A 15,010-nucleotide genomic window follows, 5' to 3' on the forward strand; every position below is an offset into this window, starting at 1 on the left:
GGAGGGATTTTTGTGAAAATTTTAACGATTGAACCGACACCAAGCCCGAATACGATGAAAGTGATCATCGACCAGGAATTGCCATTTGGCAAAAGTCATAACTACACGAAAGATAAGTTAGAAGGTGCATCTGAAGAAGTGCAGCAGTTGCTAGCGATTGACGGTGTAAAAGGCGTTTACCACGTAGCTGATTTTTTGGCAGTCGAGCGCATCTCTAAATTCGATTGGGAAATTATTTTGACGCAGGTCCGGAATGTTTTTGGCGAAGACCGTCAGCATAGTGGAGAAGAAGTCCAATTAGACGAGCATTTTGGGGAAATTTATGTCCATGTGCAACAATTCAAAGGAATTCCACTGCAAGTCAAAGTGTTCGATAATAGTTCAGAACAACGCTTTGGTATGCCAGAACGTTTTGTCGCGGCGATGAAGCAAATTTTGGACCCGACAGAAGAAAACTACCTCATGCAGCGTAAATGGGTAGATTATGGCGTTCGCTATGGGGATAAAAGTGAAATTGGCAAAAGCCTGATGGAAGAAATCGAAGCTGCGTATCCACAAGAACGATTAGTTGCAATGACGACGAAAGAAGATGCAGCTCAAGCTGAGTCAGCCCCTCGTGGTCAAAGAGTGTCAGTAGAAGACTTTGATGCACCCGACTGGGAAACTCGCTTTCAGCTACTTGATCAAATGATTGAGGCAGATGTTGATGATTTACCGTTACTGGCAGCGGCATTAAACGATGAAAAAATGTCGATTCGTCGTCAAGCCGCTATTTTCCTAGGCGACGTTAAAGACAAAGCTGTTGTGCCCTATGTTGAACGTGCGATGAAAGACAAGAGCTGGGCTGTCCGCAGAACAGCAGGCGATACCATCAGCGATCTCGGTTTTGAGGAATTTGAGCCGGTTATGCTTGAAACCTTACGTGATAAAAACAAATTGGTTCGTTGGAGAGCAGCGATGTTCCTCTATGAAACAGGAACAGAAGCCGCTTTACCAAGTCTGAAGCAAGCCGAAAATGATCCGGAGTTTGAAGTGAAACTACAAATCAAAATGGCAATTGCACGTATTGAAGAAGGCGAAGATGCAAAAGGGTCGGTTTGGAAACAAATGACCGAAGCGCGTCAAGCGATAAAAGAGGAATAGTAGAAAAGACCCGTGACTAAACAGTCACTGGCCTTTTTTTTTGCTTATTGGCTGCTTGGAACTGCATTAAATGTTTCCTCATTGCTGTTAAGAGGTAAAGTGCTGGTAATCAAACTAATTATAATAGTTGCTATACGAGGAGGAAATAAATATGTCAAACAATGTTTTTTCAATGGAGATTTTATACAGCGGAAAATATGAATCATGGGAGTTTGAAAATCGACAAAAACGCGATGTTTTTTATGAGCAAGTCGTTCAGCAGTTTGCTGATCAAAAAATAAATGGTCAAGAGGAAGGGATCGATGATACACGCATTGTCCAACTGTCTTCTAACAATCTGAAAATCCAAGAAAATGGAGAATACGCTCAGGATACAACGTATGAATGGTTTGAGTACGATGTATTTAGCCAAATGTTGGACTTTATTAACAACAAGTATAACCAAAGCGAGTAAGTTTGTTAGAAAATAAATTTTTAAATGCAATCAAATATAAAATGATAAAGTGTAGAAGTACAAAGACTCGGTGAATAAAGATGTCTTTTGAATATTTTTTAAAAAGCTATTGCTTTTTTTACTTAGACTTACAAAGCTAGTACTAAAGAATTAATGAGTTAAAACGATGCCGATAAATAGTCAGAGCATACTGAAAATATCTAAAACTACCCAATTCGGGTAGTTTTTTTATTGCTAGAAATATGTGATAGGCTATTTCGGGTTATCATAAATATAGAGCAGAATAGGTATTTAAAATCACTTTATATAACAAAAGGCATAAAGTTATTTATTTTTAATAAAAAAAATAAAAAATATTAGGTCCATGTATACGTTTGTTGTTGTTAAATTTATGATATCTTGTAAGTATACATAGGAGGGTTACAGGTGAATCTTACGGTCAATGGAGTAGTATTGAGTCAAAAAAGAAGTGCACTTATCGTTAGAGAATTAATAAGAGAGTCTGTCGCAGAACATGCGAAAGACGTAGAAGAGTATTTAAAGGATTATCAGGTAGAAGACTTAGGAAGTTCGATTATTCTTCGTCCGCCGTCAATTGAAGGAATTCAAATTTCATTATTCAAGTCATCCTGAGGGGTGGCTTTTTATATTGTGTGGAAAAAGAAGCTATCTGCTATTTTAGTGTAGGTAAATCTTAGAAAACTAGATAGGCAAGGCGTTTTTAATGACTGCTTAGCGTTCAGAAAAATGAGCATACTCTTGATTTTGTTTAAGAGTTCACTGATGGTTAAGTGATTTTAAAAAAATTATGTGTTAAAAAAACGAATGATTGATCTAGGAATGGCGATTAAGGTATTCCAAACCAATGAAAAAACAATTTCAAAAATTACCCCTATACTAAGGTCCATAAATAAATCAGTAAAACAGTTTTCTCTCTTCTGCTTGTTCTTTTTCTTCTTCATTGGTGGTCTCCTTGTCATGTTCTTCTAATTCGGCAAGGCGTGTCTTTGTATACGTAATCCTTTTGTCGCTTAAAAAGCATGGACCGACTGTAAAGAGCGTTGTAATGCCGTAACAACTGTAAACTTTTTCAACGGGGTCGTTGATTGGGTAAACCGATAGTTTTTCCGGTTGGAGATTTTACGCTTCTTTTTGTATCTGTTGCAGCAAATCGATTAATCCTTTTCCTCTGCCTTCTTCGATTGAGGCGAAATTTTCTAGTTTCCCTTGACTGCCATGAGCAAATAAGCAGGCAATCGGACATAGTACTCCTTTGTATCTTAATTAGGTAATGACAGTAGCGATTATCGGCAAATTCAGATTCAAGTGCCTTTTCGCGAACTGCTTTTCCTCCGAATTCTTTAATCTGACATCCTATCCATAGTGCTTCGTAATAATTCTCGGAAGTTACTCTTTCTATTATCGCATCTTTACGTAAAGGGAGCAGGGGTGTTTTCTGATTCCATGGCTGAATAGGCTGTAAAGACGTTCAAACCGAAAGTCTTTTTTCTGCAACTGAGTTATAAACGTTGTTAGAGACCGAACATTATCTAAGTGAAATCCAGGGACAATGTTTGAGCATTTGTAAAATGAGACCACTTCACCGATCGCTTCTTTAGGAAAGCTCGGCTCTTTGTTGAGTTTGGTGTAATCTGTCTTTTCAATAATACGACTCTAGTCTCCTTTAATGAATGTTCCATTATCTATTCCTTTTAAGTAAACTCCTATTCAAATCCTTTCACGATGAAATTACCAACAAACTAGGTTACACTGAAATAGATAGGAAACAATATATTGAGAAAATCGATTTTAAAGAAAAGAGGCGAAAGCATGAACGCATATGATGAGTACATGAAAGGCATTGTCGTGCCTATGCGCCAGGAGTTGACTGGAGCAGGATTTAAAGAATTATTGACAGCAGAAGAAGTCAATGAACATATGAGCAGTGCTAAAGGAACGAGTCTTGTTGTGATTAACTCTGTTTGTGGTTGTGCAGCAGGTTTAGCGCGTCCAGCAGCTATTGGAGCCATTCAAGCTGTGGAAGCAAAACCAGATCATTTAGTGACCGTATTTGCAGGTCAAGATAAAGAAGCAACTGCACAGATGCGCAATTACTTTGAAGAAGTGCTACCATCGTCTCCATCGATTGCCGTATTAAAAGACGGTGAATTGGCTCATTTTATTCCACGTGAACAAATTGAAGGCTACCCAATGGAACAGATTCGCGATCATTTGTCGCAAGTTCTTGAACAGGTGGCAGCTCAGTGAAAACAATAGTCACCACAGCATACCGGCCAACTTCGTCTGCATTGGCATGGGCAAATCGCGTTTCAGCAGAACTGGAAATTTTACAAGTTCCGCGCAATAAGCGTTCCATTGACCGGATGCAAGAAGATGAACAAGCTGATTTGTTGGTGTGCTTAAAAGAACGACTTGAGTTTTACCCAATGGGTAAAACCGAGCCGTTCTTTTTTCATCCGAACTCAGCAGCTTTTCGAACAAAAAGACCTCTTGAACAAGATCCGCTGATTGAAGTGGCAGGTTTAGTTCCAGGCGACTCATTTTTAGATTGTACATTAGGGTTAGCATCTGACTCAATTGTGGCATCACAGCGTGTTGGTCAAAGAGGACGAGTGGTGGGCTGTGAAAGCCATCCAGTGCTCGCTTACGTGGTGGCGCAAGGGTTGCAGCAATATAGCAACATGCCACATTTAGAAGAGGCGATGAGGCGTATTGAGGTAGTGTCATGCCAAGCAGTTTCATTTTTGCAAACTTTGCCTGCAGATTCGATAGATGTAATTTACATGGATCCGATGTTTACAGAAGAAATAACAGAAGCTTCAAATTTTACGCCACTCAGAGGAACTGCTGACCGAGGGCAATTAACAGTGCAGTGGGTAGCTGAGGCAAAGCGTGTAGCACGAAAAACTGTCGTTTTAAAAGCACATTTTCGTTCTCAGGATTTCGAACGTTTTGGATTTATTAGGCGCATGCGGCCCAATACCAAGTTCCACTATGGTGTCATTTCAATTGAACCAGAGAGTAAACAATAAAAACGGATGCTCGTTAGTTGGGAATTTAAAGTATAGCTATGGTTCAGGTTCGTGATCTCAAGCTGACAGTGTTCTGGAGTACATTTGGTTTCACTTATGAAACACATGCGGATTCAATTTATCTGCATGTGTTTTGTAGTGTGAATCTATTTTCAAAGCAAGCTGATTTCTTGTGCAAAATATACCCCCTGTGGTATGTTTTGGATGTATTCAAAAGAGTTCTTTTTTGAGGGGGTGAGCCGTTATGTCAAACCAAGTAACAGTTTATTCAACGGATACCTGCCCACATTGCATCATGATGAAAAAACTTCTAGCGGCAAGTGATGTCCCTTATACGAAAGTAAACGTACAGCGAGACCAAGCGCCTTGTGCAGACAAACGACCAAATGGGTGCTTGGATTTGATCCAAACCGTGCCACGGAATTAGTGAACGCCTAAAACAACAAATGTGAAACCCACATTGAGTAAAATTCAACGAAAACTAAATTACCAGGAGGAATAACAAGTGAAAGTGATTTCGACGCAAGAATTGCAAACATTACTAGAACTAGGCAAACAAGTGAATATAATCGACGTGCGTGAAGCGTCAGAAGTAGCCGGTGGGAAAATTCCTGGAGCTGTCAATATGCCTTTAGGATTATTGGAATTTAAGATGAATGAATTGGACAAATCAGAAGAATACTATGTTAATTGCCAAGCTGGCGGACGTAGCGGTTCGGCATGTAAATTCTTAGACTATCAGGGCTATAAAGTGATAAATGTCGAAGGTGGCATGAACGCATGGGCAGGTGACATCGAGCGGATTGATGATTGAAAAAGCTTATGAGTTCAGCAATGGAGCTCAAGGCAAGTCTTTGTGAAAAGACACTGAAGAGTAAGAGTTGGTTTATGCAAAAACTGAAGATAAATAGCAAAAGAACTGTCAATGGACAATTGAATTGACAGTTCTTTTATTGCATAATGATATAAAAAGTCTGATTTATCGACCATCTGAAACAAAAAACTCCCTGAAATTCAGGGAGTTTTTTTAGTGTTTATTAGTCTGTAAATGAAAGTGAAGTCAAGTATCCAAGCATAAACAGGAGACCCAGTCCGATTAATAATGATGCATCCACAAAAATTCCTCCTTTTCAATAAAAAAACAAGGCGTTGTTAATGACTTTATTGTACAATGAATTTCAAGAAGATGAAACCTTTACCCGCGAAATTCGTATAAATAAGCAAACGTTATGACAAAAATGTTCATAAAAGAAAAGGTGATGTTGATGAAAAATTGGTGGCAAAAGTCGCTGATGATTACTGTTGCCGTTTTAACATTGGGAGCAATCTCTCCGAACCATTTAATCTGGGAGTCGCTTCTAGACGAAAAAGGTCAACCGAAATCACATGCAGCGGAAAGTGATAACAAACAATATATCTACGATTGGGTCGACCCCAGTGAGTTCTACGACACCGGTGACTCTTTTATCCATTCTGTGTATCAATCTGCAGAAGAGCAATCGTATTTGAAATTTGGTTCGCGAATTGGACCTGTTATTGGAGACCAGTTCCAAACCATGATTTTGCCAAACATTCAACGAGCGATTGATGTCCATTTGGCAACCCTAGATACCGGCAAATTAAAAAAATTAGCCATTTCTGAAAAGCCATCTGGTGATTATGCTGAAAAAATCTTCCATGTATATAACACTGAAACCAACAAAGACGAAATCCGTTTCCACGTTAGGACGGAGAACAAACCACAGCTAGGCTATTCTTTTAATTTTCACTATCATTTAGCTGAAGATGATTTCCAAAAGCATATTACGCTAGGAGACATCTACTGGTCTAAAAATACACCGCCGAAATGGCTTTCTTAAACCGCCCAATTTTGGCGGTTTTTTTATGTGTGCTCGATTTTTTTGCCAAACTAGCGTAACTGGTGCGTCCAAAGGAGAAAGAGAGAGTGTGTGAATTTCTCAGTTTATCGAGTGAACCATAGTGAGACCGATGAGGTTTTAGTAAATACAAATTTTCCGTATAATTTAAGATGTCTAAAATCTTTATTAACACCGGTAGTATTGTTATGATTAAACTAACAACGGAGGCGAATTATATGAAGCAATATTTAGACTTATGCGAACACATTCTACATAACGGAGCAACAAAAGAAGATCGGACCGGTACAGGTACTTTGAGTGTCTTTGGCCATCAAATGCGATTCGATTTAACGGAAGGGTTCCCTTTAATGACAACAAAAAAAACGGCGTTCCGCTTGATTGTCTCGGAACTTCTTTGGTTTCTTAAAGGTGATACCAATATCCGATCTTTATTGCAAGATAATAATCACATCTGGGATGAGTGGGCGTTTGCACAGTGGGTAGCAAGCGACGAATACGCGGGACCTGACATGTCTGATTTCGGTCGCCGTGCACAAACAGATCCGGAATTTGCGGAAGTATATAAGATTGAGATGCAAAGCTTTCAGCGCAAGGTAATTGAAAGTCCAGAGTTTGCTGAAAAATACGGAGACCTCGGTCCCGTTTATGGCAAGCAATGGCGTTCATGGGCGACAACAGAAGGTGGTACCATCGACCAATTGAAAAATGTCATTGAATCGATTAAAAAAAATCCGGATTCCAGACGTCACTTAGTGACCGCGTGGAATCCGGAATTTATTGATGACATGGCTTTACCACCATGCCACATTATGTTTCAATTTTATGTAGCGGATGGCAAATTGTCGTGCCAACTTTATCAACGCAGTGCAGATGTCTTTCTAGGCGTGCCTTTTAATATCGCATCTTACGCGCTATTAACACAGCTAATTGCCAGAGAATGTAACTTAAAAGTCGGTGATTTTGTTCACACAACAGGCGATACACATTTATACTCAAATCACCTGTCTCAAGTGCAAGAACAATTAGCTAGACAACCAAAACCACTGCCAACCTTAAAAATTAACGAGGAAGTCAAATCAATTTTCGACTTGAAACTAGAAGACATTACGATCGAAGGCTACGATCCACATCCTCGGATTAAAGCGCCTGTTGCAGTTTAATAGCAAGTACTAACTTTCATCTTCAGTGTATCAATTAGTTTGAACTTCAAAATACTTTAAATAATACGTAATACCCGCGAAAAGCGGGATAGGAGGAAGATACATGATTTCATTAATGGTCGCGCATGATCCGAACCGAGTTATCGGAAAAGATAACGAACTGCCTTGGCATATTCCAGCGGACTTGGCATATTTTAAAAAACAGACAATCGGAAAAGGGATTGTTATGGGCCGTAATACGTATGAATCTATTGGGCGACCGCTTCCGAAGCGCCGCAATATTGTAGTTACGCGCAACGATGATTATCAGGCAGATGGAGTAGATGTCGTTCATAATGTGCAAGATGCTATAAAGTTAGCGACAGAATTTCATGAAGAAGTAATGATTATCGGTGGAGAACAGATTTTTGAATCAATTTTACCAGATGCTGACCGTCTTTACATAACACTGGTTCATCAAGCTTTTGATGGTGATACGTATTTCCCGGAATATGGACGTGAGTGGAAACTCGTTTCTGAATCTGAGCAGCAAATTTCAAATGAAGTGCCTTTTTCGTACTTGGTATACGAAAGACGGCGAAAGAAAACGGCCAATGTTTAATACCATTCGCACGTTCTCTTTTTTATTTGGTTATTTACCGATTAGCGCTGTGAATTTGAAAAAAAATATCAAGCAAAAATCAACATTAAGCGTAAAAGAGTACGACCAGCTGATTCATACAGAACCTCAAAAATGGGCAGCCGGTATTATGAAACGGACAAAAAGCACCGTTACGATTGCAGGACTGGATAAATTACCTGATGGACCGGTATTGTTTGTCAGCAATCATGAAGGGAATTTCGATATCCCAACATTGCTTTCGACCATTCCGAAGCCTTTTGGTTTTATTTCCAAAAAAGAAGTAAATAAATTCCCGATTATTCCGATGTATATGAAAGAAATGAATTGTGTCTTTTTAGACCGCACAGATCGTCGGAGTGCATTGAAATCCATTACTGACACTATAGAAAAATTAAAAGAAGGTCATTCGATTTTGATTTTTCCGGAAGGCACAAGAAGTAAAGGTCAAAGTATGGGTGAATTTAAAGCAGGATTTATGCGTATTGCAAAAGATGCAGATGTCCCTATTTTACCGGTTGCGATTCACGGAACTTCAGACATAATGGAAAAAAACAACAATAAAGTAAAGGCAGCTACGGTCACCGTACAACTTTTGGATCCTGTTTCTGTTGATGTTCTTAAGGACATGAAGCCAAAAGAAGCAATTGCGGTGATCCATACGCAAATTGAAGAAGCTGTTTCTGCTATGTCTGCGGAAAAACAAAGAAATAATGACAACTAACCGGTAAAACAATCTGCTTTGTAGTTGTTAGATATTAAATAATTGCTTAGACTAAGGTAAAAAGGAAGTGATTTCATGTCAAAGATTCACATCGTCACGGATTCGACCGCTGATTTAAAGCCAGAGATCATTGAAAAATATGATTTGCATGTGGTTCCTCTAAGTATTCAAATTGGTGGAAAAACCTATTTGGACCGCGTTGACTTAGAGCCGGCATCTTTCCTTGAATTGATGAAAAATACCGATGAAATGCCAAAAAGTTCTCAACCAGCACCAGGCGTATTCAAAGAGTTGTACGATAACTTAGGTAGAAACGGTGACCAAGTCTTGTCTATTCATATGACAGGTGGGATGAGTGGTACTGTGGAGTCAGCAAAAACAGCAGCTCAATTGACTGAATCAGACGTTACTGTCATCGATTCTCGTTATATTTCTCACGCCTTAACTTTCCAAGTATTTGAAGCGGCAGAGATGTCAAAAGCGGGAAAATCAATGGAAGAAATCGTTAAACGAGTAGAGCAGATTCGTCTCAATACAAAATTGTTCGTCGTTGTAGATACCCTTGATAACTTGGTGAAGGGAGGCCGCATTGGGAAAGGCCGTGCTTTGTTAGGATCTTTAATGAAAATCAAGCCAATTGCTTCTTTAGATGATGGATCGTATACTCCGGTTGCTAAAGTCAGAAGCCATAAGCAAGTAGTCGATTACTTGATGAAGGATTTTATAGAGCGGACAGCAGGCAAAATTGTTAAAGGGGTTGGCATTGCTCATGCGAATGGATTGGCAATGGCTGAGCCACTGCGTGAAAAAATTAAAGAAACAGGCTTTAGCGATATCCAATTTGATTTTACAACGCCAGTTATTTCTACTCATACAGGTATTGGGGCAATTGGTTTTATGTACTATACGGATTAAACGAATTAGCAAGGTCTAGTTGAAAAAGGAGAGACAATCGTGAAAGTCATCCTGTTTATCATCATCTTGTCTATGGGTATACTAGCGGGGTGCAGTCCATCTTTTAACTTTGGCAATGAAAAAGCAGAACCGAGAAATGAACCGGCTATCGACTCTTATACCATACCGCCAAACTTCATTCCTCAAGCAGTGGTTATTACCGCTCTTGGGGATTCCTTATCTCAAGGTGTTGGCGATGAAGAGGAGTTAGGCGGCTACACAGGCAGAGTGGCAGCAGAGGTTAAGACCTGGCAAGGAATTAAAGGCGTGGCTGTTGAAAATACAGCAAAACGTGGACGTCGTAGTGATCAGCTGCTGGCCATGTTCCAACAAGGAAAACTAACGAGTCCTATAGCAGATGCCGATTACTTAACGCTGACCATTGGTGGAAATGATGTTATGCGAGTCGTCAAACGTGACTTGTTTTCATTGAATACAGAAGCCTTTGAAGACGAATTGGTATTTTATGAAAGTAGATTTGATCATATTTTGACAGCCATTCGAGATATTAATCCGAATGCGCCTATCATCATCATGGGCATCTATAACCCGTTTTCACTTGTAACGGATGAAGTAGAAGAGTTTGATCAAATTATTGATTCCTATAATCAGGCGATGCAAAAAAGAGCAGAATCAGATCCACAAGCATGCTTCGTGCCTGTCAGTGATTTATTTGTTGGCAATCAGAATTTGGTTTACCATTCTGATTTTTTTCACCCGAATAGCAAGGGCTATGATTTAATGACAGAACGTATTTTAAAACGGATGAATGAATGTGGCATGACTTATGAAGGATAGGTGGTGAACTGATGAAAAAATGGCGCGTTGCATTTTTTGTTTTACTCGCAATAAATGTGTTGGCGCTTGTGGGAGTGGTACTTTTTGTTACGACTCCTTCCAAAGATTTTACGTCTTATGAGGCTTTGAAAAATACCTCTACGGAAGGAAACACAGTAGTCGTCAACGCTACAAAAGCAGATTTTGAAGGAATTGCCAACACCTATATACAAGAAGCTATGAAAGACCAGCCAATTCCTTTGGCTTTATCAGTTGATGATGACGTTAGTATATCAACGGAACTTACCGTTTTTTCAGTAACTTTGCCTATTTTAATGAAATTCGAACCACTTGTGCAAGAAGATGGCAATTTGCTGTTAGAACAAAAGTCAGTAGAAGTCGGTATGCTGGATATTCCTCCTGAAGCTGCGTTAAAATTGCTTAGAGACTCAGTAGAACTTCCAGAATTTATGGAAGTCATGCCTGCGGATGAAGAAGTGTTGTTAAAGTTAACGGATATTCCGTTAGATGGAGGAATTTCAGTGCGAGCGGCATCGTTCAATTTGGAAGAAGACAATATTCGATTATTGGTGACAATTGAACCATAAAGAATGGAGTGGGTATATGAATACGGAAAAAGCTACATTTGCAGGAGGCTGTTTTTGGTGTATGGTCAAGCCTTTTGATTCATTAGACGGCATTGAAGAAGTAGTAAGTGGCTATACAGGTGGAGAGTTAAAAAACCCAACTTACGAACAGGTTTGTTCGAATGCGACTGGTCATGTGGAAGCAGTCCAAATTACATTTCAGCCAGACGTCTTCCCATATGAGAAATTATTGGATGTTTTCTGGACACAAATAGATCCGACAGATGCTGGTGGTCAATTTTTTGACCGTGGCGAATCTTACCAAACCGCGATTTTCTTTCATTCCGAAGAACAGCGTCTAGCTGCAGAAAAGTCTAAGCAAGAATTGGACAACTCGGGAAGGTTTGAAAAAATTGTTGCAACGCCGATACTAGAAGCAAAACCATTTTATTTAGCAGAAACGCATCATCAAGATTACTATAAGAAAAATCCTGCTCATTACAACCGTTATTCAGTTGGTTCTGGGCGGACTGCGTTTATCGAAAAGAATTGGGGTGGACAAGCATGAAAGAAGAGTTAAAAGCAAAATTAACGCCAATGCAATATCATGTAACCCAGGAAAGTGGGACAGAACCACCTTTTCAAGGTGAATTTGATCAGCATTTTGAAGACGGCATTTACGTAGATATTGTCTCCGGCAAACCGCTATTTAGTTCTAAAGATAAGTTCGACGCTCATTGCGGATGGCCGAGCTTTGCAAAACCAATCGAAGGTACAGAAGTAAAAGAAAATCTAGATACCAGTCATGGCATGAGAAGAACAGAAGTCCGTTCCTCAACCGCTGACTCTCACCTAGGGCACCTATTCCCAGATGGACCATCGTCTATGGGAGGCCTTCGCTATTGCATCAATTCTGCAGCACTACGTTTTGTTCCTAAAGAGCAATTGGATGCAGAAGGTCTATCCGAATACAACAAACTATTTGAATAATGGGTTAACCGGACAACTAAGTCCGGTTTTTTTTGCCCAAAATAGGAAAGGAGACCGTTATGGAACGTTCTTTTTATCAATTTGCATTAAAATATCGTGGGAAAATTGATCCAGATGACTATTCAAGTTTTGCCGATGCGTTATTTTTGGATCATTCATTTCCTAAAACAGCAACAGACTTTGAACTGCTTTCTAAATACATTGAAGAAAAAGCGCATCCCGTTATGAAAGCCTCAATCTTTGATGAAATATGGGAAGACTACATAAGTGAATAGGCTTGTCGTTGCACTATAGTTAAAAAAACAGTATGATTAAATCTACTATATAAAAGTGAGGTTTTTTAGATGAGCGTTCATATTAATGCGAAAAAAGGCGATATTGCCGAAACAATTTTACTACCAGGAGACCCGCTTCGCGCAAAATATATAGCGGAAACTTTTTTAGAAGATGTAACGATGTACAATGAAGTTCGTAATATGTTTGGTTATACCGGAACATATAAAGGCAAACGTATTTCTGTTCAAGGAACTGGAATGGGTGTACCATCAATTTCAATTTATGTAACAGAATTAATGCAAGAATACGATGTGAAAAAATTGATCCGTGTTGGAACATGTGGTTCTATCCATAAAGACGTAAAAGTACGTGACGTAATTTTGGCTCAAAGTGCATCAACCGATTCAAAAATGAATGATATCATTTTTAAAGGCATTACTTATGCACCGACTGCTGATTTTGAATTATTATTGAAAGCATATAATGCAGGTATGGAAAAAGGATTAAACTTGCGTGTTGGGAATGTCTTTACTGAAGATGTTTTCTACAACGAATTTGCAGAACACGAAAAATGGGCGCAATACGGAGTACTTGGTCTTGAAATGGAATCTTCAGCTCTATACACATTGGCTGCCAAATTCGGTTGCCAAGCGTTGTCTATTTTAACAGTAAGCGATCACTTACTGACGGGTGAAGTGACAACTTCTGAAGAACGTCAAACGACGTTTAACGACATGATTGTTGTAGCTTTAGAGGCAGCAATTCAAGAGTAGAAAAAAGCCGTTCTTTCTCAAATTAGAAAAAGACTGTCTTGACAGTCTTTTTCTTTTCATATCCTACGGTTCTAAAGGCAATTACGAAAGTGGTGAAATAGATGGATGATAAACGCCCGGAAGACGAGCAGCAACAAATTCCGCCGGTAGAAGAATCACCGTCACATATTATTAAGATGAAAACATTCACTTTTATTATGCTTGGATTCCTCTTAATCTTGACAACGGCGGGATTAACTGTTTTTGCATTGACATTCGGCGACGATAAAGCTGTAGAAGTAAATTCTCCAGAGCGTCGCGAATTCGAGAAACTCTATACAGCTTATGATCAAATACAGGATCAATATTTTGAAGATGTCGACAGAGATGTTCTAGTTAATGGAGCCATCAATGGGATGGTCGATTCTTTGGAAGATCCTTATTCCGATTATTTAAACGAAGAAGAAGCTTCTCAATTTCTGGAAGGAATTTCATCAAGCTTCCAAGGCATTGGCGCAGAAGTGCAAGAGCGTGAAGGTTATATCACGGTAGTTTCACCGATCAAAAATTCACCTGCTGAAAAAGCAGGCGTATTGCCAAATGACCAAATTATAGCAGTTGATGGTGAAAGCATACAAGGCTTTACAACAACTGAAGCTGTCATGCTGATCCGTGGCGAAAAAGGAACTGACGTCAAGCTGAGCATTATGCGTGGTAAAAATGCAGATCCAATTGATATTACCATCACTCGTGATGAAATACCGATTGAAACTGTGTACGCAGAAATGATTGGAAACAATGTAGCTCATATTCAAATTACTAGTTTTTCTGAAAATACGTATCAAGAATTGCTTGATGCCATTAAAGAAATGGAAGCTGAAGGAATGAAAGCCGTCGTTATGGACGTTCGTGGAAATCCGGGTGGCTTACTTGATGTAGCGCTTGATATTTCTGACTTGTTTATTGAAGAAGGGAAACCATTGTTTGAAGTTCAGGCAAAAGGCGCTGAACCTGAAGTTTATATGTCTTCACCAGGTACGAAAATCAAAGTACCCGTTACTTTATTGATTGATGGTGGAAGTGCTTCGGCATCTGAAATTTTGGCCGGTGCAATGAATGAGTCAGCAGATATCAAATTGGTCGGAGAAAAGACTTTCGGAAAAGGGACTGTACAAACAGCTAACGATCTTCAAGATGGTTCGAACCTGAAGTTTACAACGGCTAAATGGCTAACGCCAGACGGCAATTGGATTCATGAAAAAGGAATCGAACCAGACGTAGAAGTTGCGTATCCCGCATATGCGTCGCTTCCGCTTTTGGATACTTCACTGGAGCTAAAAGACGGCACTATTTCCGAACAAGTCAAAACCGCTGAACAAATGCTTGAAGCGCTTGGCTTTAAAGTTGGAAAAGTAGATGGCGTATTCGAAGAGCAGATGCAAGAAGCTGTAGAAACTTTCCAAGAAGAAAACGAATTGGAAGTGACAGGTATCTTGACTGGAGAAAGTACATTCGCAGTAATGGATGCATTGCGTGAGAAAATTGAAAATGATGATCCGCAATTACAGAAAGCTAAAACAATTATAATGGAAGAAGCTGGAATCAAAGCTTCTGCATCTAAAAAAACTGATGAATGATTTG

General features: G+C 39.4%; 19 protein-coding genes. All 19 read left to right on the plus strand.

All coding sequences use genetic code 11. From position 1 onward, the window contains the following. Positions 1-12 precede the first annotated feature (12 nt). The 19 genes from AUO94_RS16295 (at position 13) to AUO94_RS16385 (ending at position 15,006) form a co-directional block, all read left to right on the plus strand. Entirely contained in the window at positions 13-1,143 is a 1,131-nt protein-coding gene (locus AUO94_RS16295; RefSeq protein ID WP_058385223.1) for a conserved virulence factor C family protein, read from the plus strand. 151 nt (positions 1,144-1,294) lie between these two features. After that, positions 1,295-1,597 (plus strand): hypothetical protein, encoded by a 303-nt coding sequence (locus AUO94_RS16300; protein WP_058385224.1) that lies wholly within the window; start codon positions 1,295-1,297, stop codon positions 1,595-1,597. Between the two features lie 426 nt (positions 1,598-2,023). Continuing rightward, complete coding sequence (locus AUO94_RS16305; protein WP_058385225.1) at positions 2,024-2,230, plus strand: hypothetical protein; 207 nt, start codon at positions 2,024-2,026, stop codon at positions 2,228-2,230. Between the two features lie 1,197 nt (positions 2,231-3,427). After that, complete coding sequence (locus AUO94_RS16310) at positions 3,428-3,865, plus strand: BrxA/BrxB family bacilliredoxin (RefSeq protein WP_058385226.1); 438 nt, start codon at positions 3,428-3,430, stop codon at positions 3,863-3,865. Beyond that, the gene (locus AUO94_RS16315; RefSeq protein ID WP_058385227.1) at positions 3,862-4,650 is read left to right on the plus strand and encodes a class I SAM-dependent methyltransferase; all 789 of its coding nucleotides are present in this window, start codon (positions 3,862-3,864) and stop codon (positions 4,648-4,650) included. The genes AUO94_RS16310 and AUO94_RS16315 overlap by 4 nt, the downstream gene beginning before the upstream one ends. A gap of 244 nt (positions 4,651-4,894) precedes the next feature. After that, positions 4,895-5,077: a glutaredoxin family protein gene (locus AUO94_RS16320; protein WP_237150141.1), complete on the plus strand. Its 183-nt coding sequence runs from the start codon at positions 4,895-4,897 to the stop codon at positions 5,075-5,077. A 78-nt stretch (positions 5,078-5,155) separates the two neighbouring features. Beyond that, positions 5,156-5,464, plus strand: a complete 309-nt coding sequence (locus tag AUO94_RS16325) for a rhodanese-like domain-containing protein (protein WP_058385228.1) — start codon at positions 5,156-5,158, stop codon at positions 5,462-5,464. Positions 5,465-5,915: 451 nt separating this feature from the next. Beyond that, the gene (locus tag AUO94_RS16330) at positions 5,916-6,509 is read left to right on the plus strand and encodes a YpjP family protein (RefSeq protein ID WP_058385229.1); all 594 of its coding nucleotides are present in this window, start codon (positions 5,916-5,918) and stop codon (positions 6,507-6,509) included. A 236-nt stretch (positions 6,510-6,745) separates the two neighbouring features. Then, positions 6,746-7,690: a thymidylate synthase gene (locus AUO94_RS16335; RefSeq protein WP_058385230.1), complete on the plus strand. Its 945-nt coding sequence runs from the start codon at positions 6,746-6,748 to the stop codon at positions 7,688-7,690. 103 nt (positions 7,691-7,793) lie between these two features. Then, the gene (locus AUO94_RS16340; RefSeq protein ID WP_058385231.1) at positions 7,794-8,291 is read left to right on the plus strand and encodes a dihydrofolate reductase; all 498 of its coding nucleotides are present in this window, start codon (positions 7,794-7,796) and stop codon (positions 8,289-8,291) included. Next, positions 8,230-9,033: a lysophospholipid acyltransferase family protein gene (locus AUO94_RS16345; RefSeq protein ID WP_237150142.1), complete on the plus strand. Its 804-nt coding sequence runs from the start codon at positions 8,230-8,232 to the stop codon at positions 9,031-9,033. The genes AUO94_RS16340 and AUO94_RS16345 overlap by 62 nt, the downstream gene beginning before the upstream one ends. Before the next feature lie 75 nt (positions 9,034-9,108). Then, complete coding sequence (locus AUO94_RS16350) at positions 9,109-9,948, plus strand: DegV family protein (protein ID WP_058385233.1); 840 nt, start codon at positions 9,109-9,111, stop codon at positions 9,946-9,948. Positions 9,949-9,987: 39 nt separating this feature from the next. Then, positions 9,988-10,785, plus strand: a complete 798-nt coding sequence (locus tag AUO94_RS16355; RefSeq protein WP_058385234.1) for a GDSL-type esterase/lipase family protein — start codon at positions 9,988-9,990, stop codon at positions 10,783-10,785. 11 nt (positions 10,786-10,796) lie between these two features. Next, positions 10,797-11,372 carry a YpmS family protein gene (locus AUO94_RS16360; RefSeq protein WP_058385235.1) on the plus strand — a complete coding sequence of 192 codons (576 nt, stop codon included), beginning with the start codon at positions 10,797-10,799 and terminating at the stop codon, positions 11,370-11,372. Between the two features lie 16 nt (positions 11,373-11,388). Continuing rightward, positions 11,389-11,919, plus strand: coding sequence for a peptide-methionine (S)-S-oxide reductase MsrA (msrA, locus tag AUO94_RS16365; RefSeq protein WP_058385236.1), 531 nt, complete (start codon positions 11,389-11,391; stop codon positions 11,917-11,919). Next, positions 11,916-12,341 carry a peptide-methionine (R)-S-oxide reductase MsrB gene (gene msrB, locus AUO94_RS16370; protein ID WP_058385237.1) on the plus strand — a complete coding sequence of 142 codons (426 nt, stop codon included), beginning with the start codon at positions 11,916-11,918 and terminating at the stop codon, positions 12,339-12,341. The genes msrA and msrB overlap by 4 nt, the downstream gene beginning before the upstream one ends. A gap of 59 nt (positions 12,342-12,400) precedes the next feature. Further along, complete coding sequence (locus AUO94_RS16375; protein WP_058385238.1) at positions 12,401-12,616, plus strand: YozE family protein; 216 nt, start codon at positions 12,401-12,403, stop codon at positions 12,614-12,616. A gap of 69 nt (positions 12,617-12,685) precedes the next feature. Then, entirely contained in the window at positions 12,686-13,390 is a 705-nt protein-coding gene (deoD, locus tag AUO94_RS16380) for a purine-nucleoside phosphorylase (protein ID WP_058385239.1), read from the plus strand. A gap of 101 nt (positions 13,391-13,491) precedes the next feature. After that, a complete protein-coding gene (locus AUO94_RS16385) occupies positions 13,492-15,006 on the plus strand; it encodes a lmo1851 family serine protease (protein ID WP_058385240.1) in 1,515 nt (504 codons plus the stop codon). Positions 15,007-15,010 lie beyond the last annotated feature (4 nt).

The sequence above is a fragment of the Planococcus kocurii genome, from assembly GCF_001465835.2.
Taxonomy (GTDB): domain Bacteria; phylum Bacillota; class Bacilli; order Bacillales_A; family Planococcaceae; genus Planococcus; species Planococcus kocurii.

Bases quoted from the DNA above. Each gene is read 5' to 3' on its own strand.
- AUO94_RS16385 (WP_058385240.1), top strand. From the start codon at position 13,492: ATGGATGATAAACGCCCGGAAGACGAGCAGCAACAAATTCCGCCGGTA.
- AUO94_RS16335 (WP_058385230.1), top strand. From the start codon at position 6,746: ATGAAGCAATATTTAGACTTATGCGAACACATTCTACATAACGGAGCA.
- msrB (WP_058385237.1), top strand. From the start codon at position 11,916: ATGAAAGAAGAGTTAAAAGCAAAATTAACGCCAATGCAATATCATGTA.
- AUO94_RS16330 (WP_058385229.1), top strand. From the start codon at position 5,916: ATGAAAAATTGGTGGCAAAAGTCGCTGATGATTACTGTTGCCGTTTTA.
- AUO94_RS16300 (WP_058385224.1), top strand. From the start codon at position 1,295: ATGTCAAACAATGTTTTTTCAATGGAGATTTTATACAGCGGAAAATAT.
- AUO94_RS16345 (WP_237150142.1), top strand. From the start codon at position 8,230: ATGAAGTGCCTTTTTCGTACTTGGTATACGAAAGACGGCGAAAGAAAA.
- AUO94_RS16310 (WP_058385226.1), top strand. From the start codon at position 3,428: ATGAACGCATATGATGAGTACATGAAAGGCATTGTCGTGCCTATGCGC.
- AUO94_RS16340 (WP_058385231.1), top strand. From the start codon at position 7,794: ATGATTTCATTAATGGTCGCGCATGATCCGAACCGAGTTATCGGAAAA.
- msrA (WP_058385236.1), top strand. From the start codon at position 11,389: ATGAATACGGAAAAAGCTACATTTGCAGGAGGCTGTTTTTGGTGTATG.
- AUO94_RS16375 (WP_058385238.1), top strand. From the start codon at position 12,401: ATGGAACGTTCTTTTTATCAATTTGCATTAAAATATCGTGGGAAAATT.
- AUO94_RS16320 (WP_237150141.1), top strand. From the start codon at position 4,895: ATGTCAAACCAAGTAACAGTTTATTCAACGGATACCTGCCCACATTGC.
- deoD (WP_058385239.1), top strand. From the start codon at position 12,686: ATGAGCGTTCATATTAATGCGAAAAAAGGCGATATTGCCGAAACAATT.
- AUO94_RS16350 (WP_058385233.1), top strand. From the start codon at position 9,109: ATGTCAAAGATTCACATCGTCACGGATTCGACCGCTGATTTAAAGCCA.
- AUO94_RS16360 (WP_058385235.1), top strand. From the start codon at position 10,797: ATGAAAAAATGGCGCGTTGCATTTTTTGTTTTACTCGCAATAAATGTG.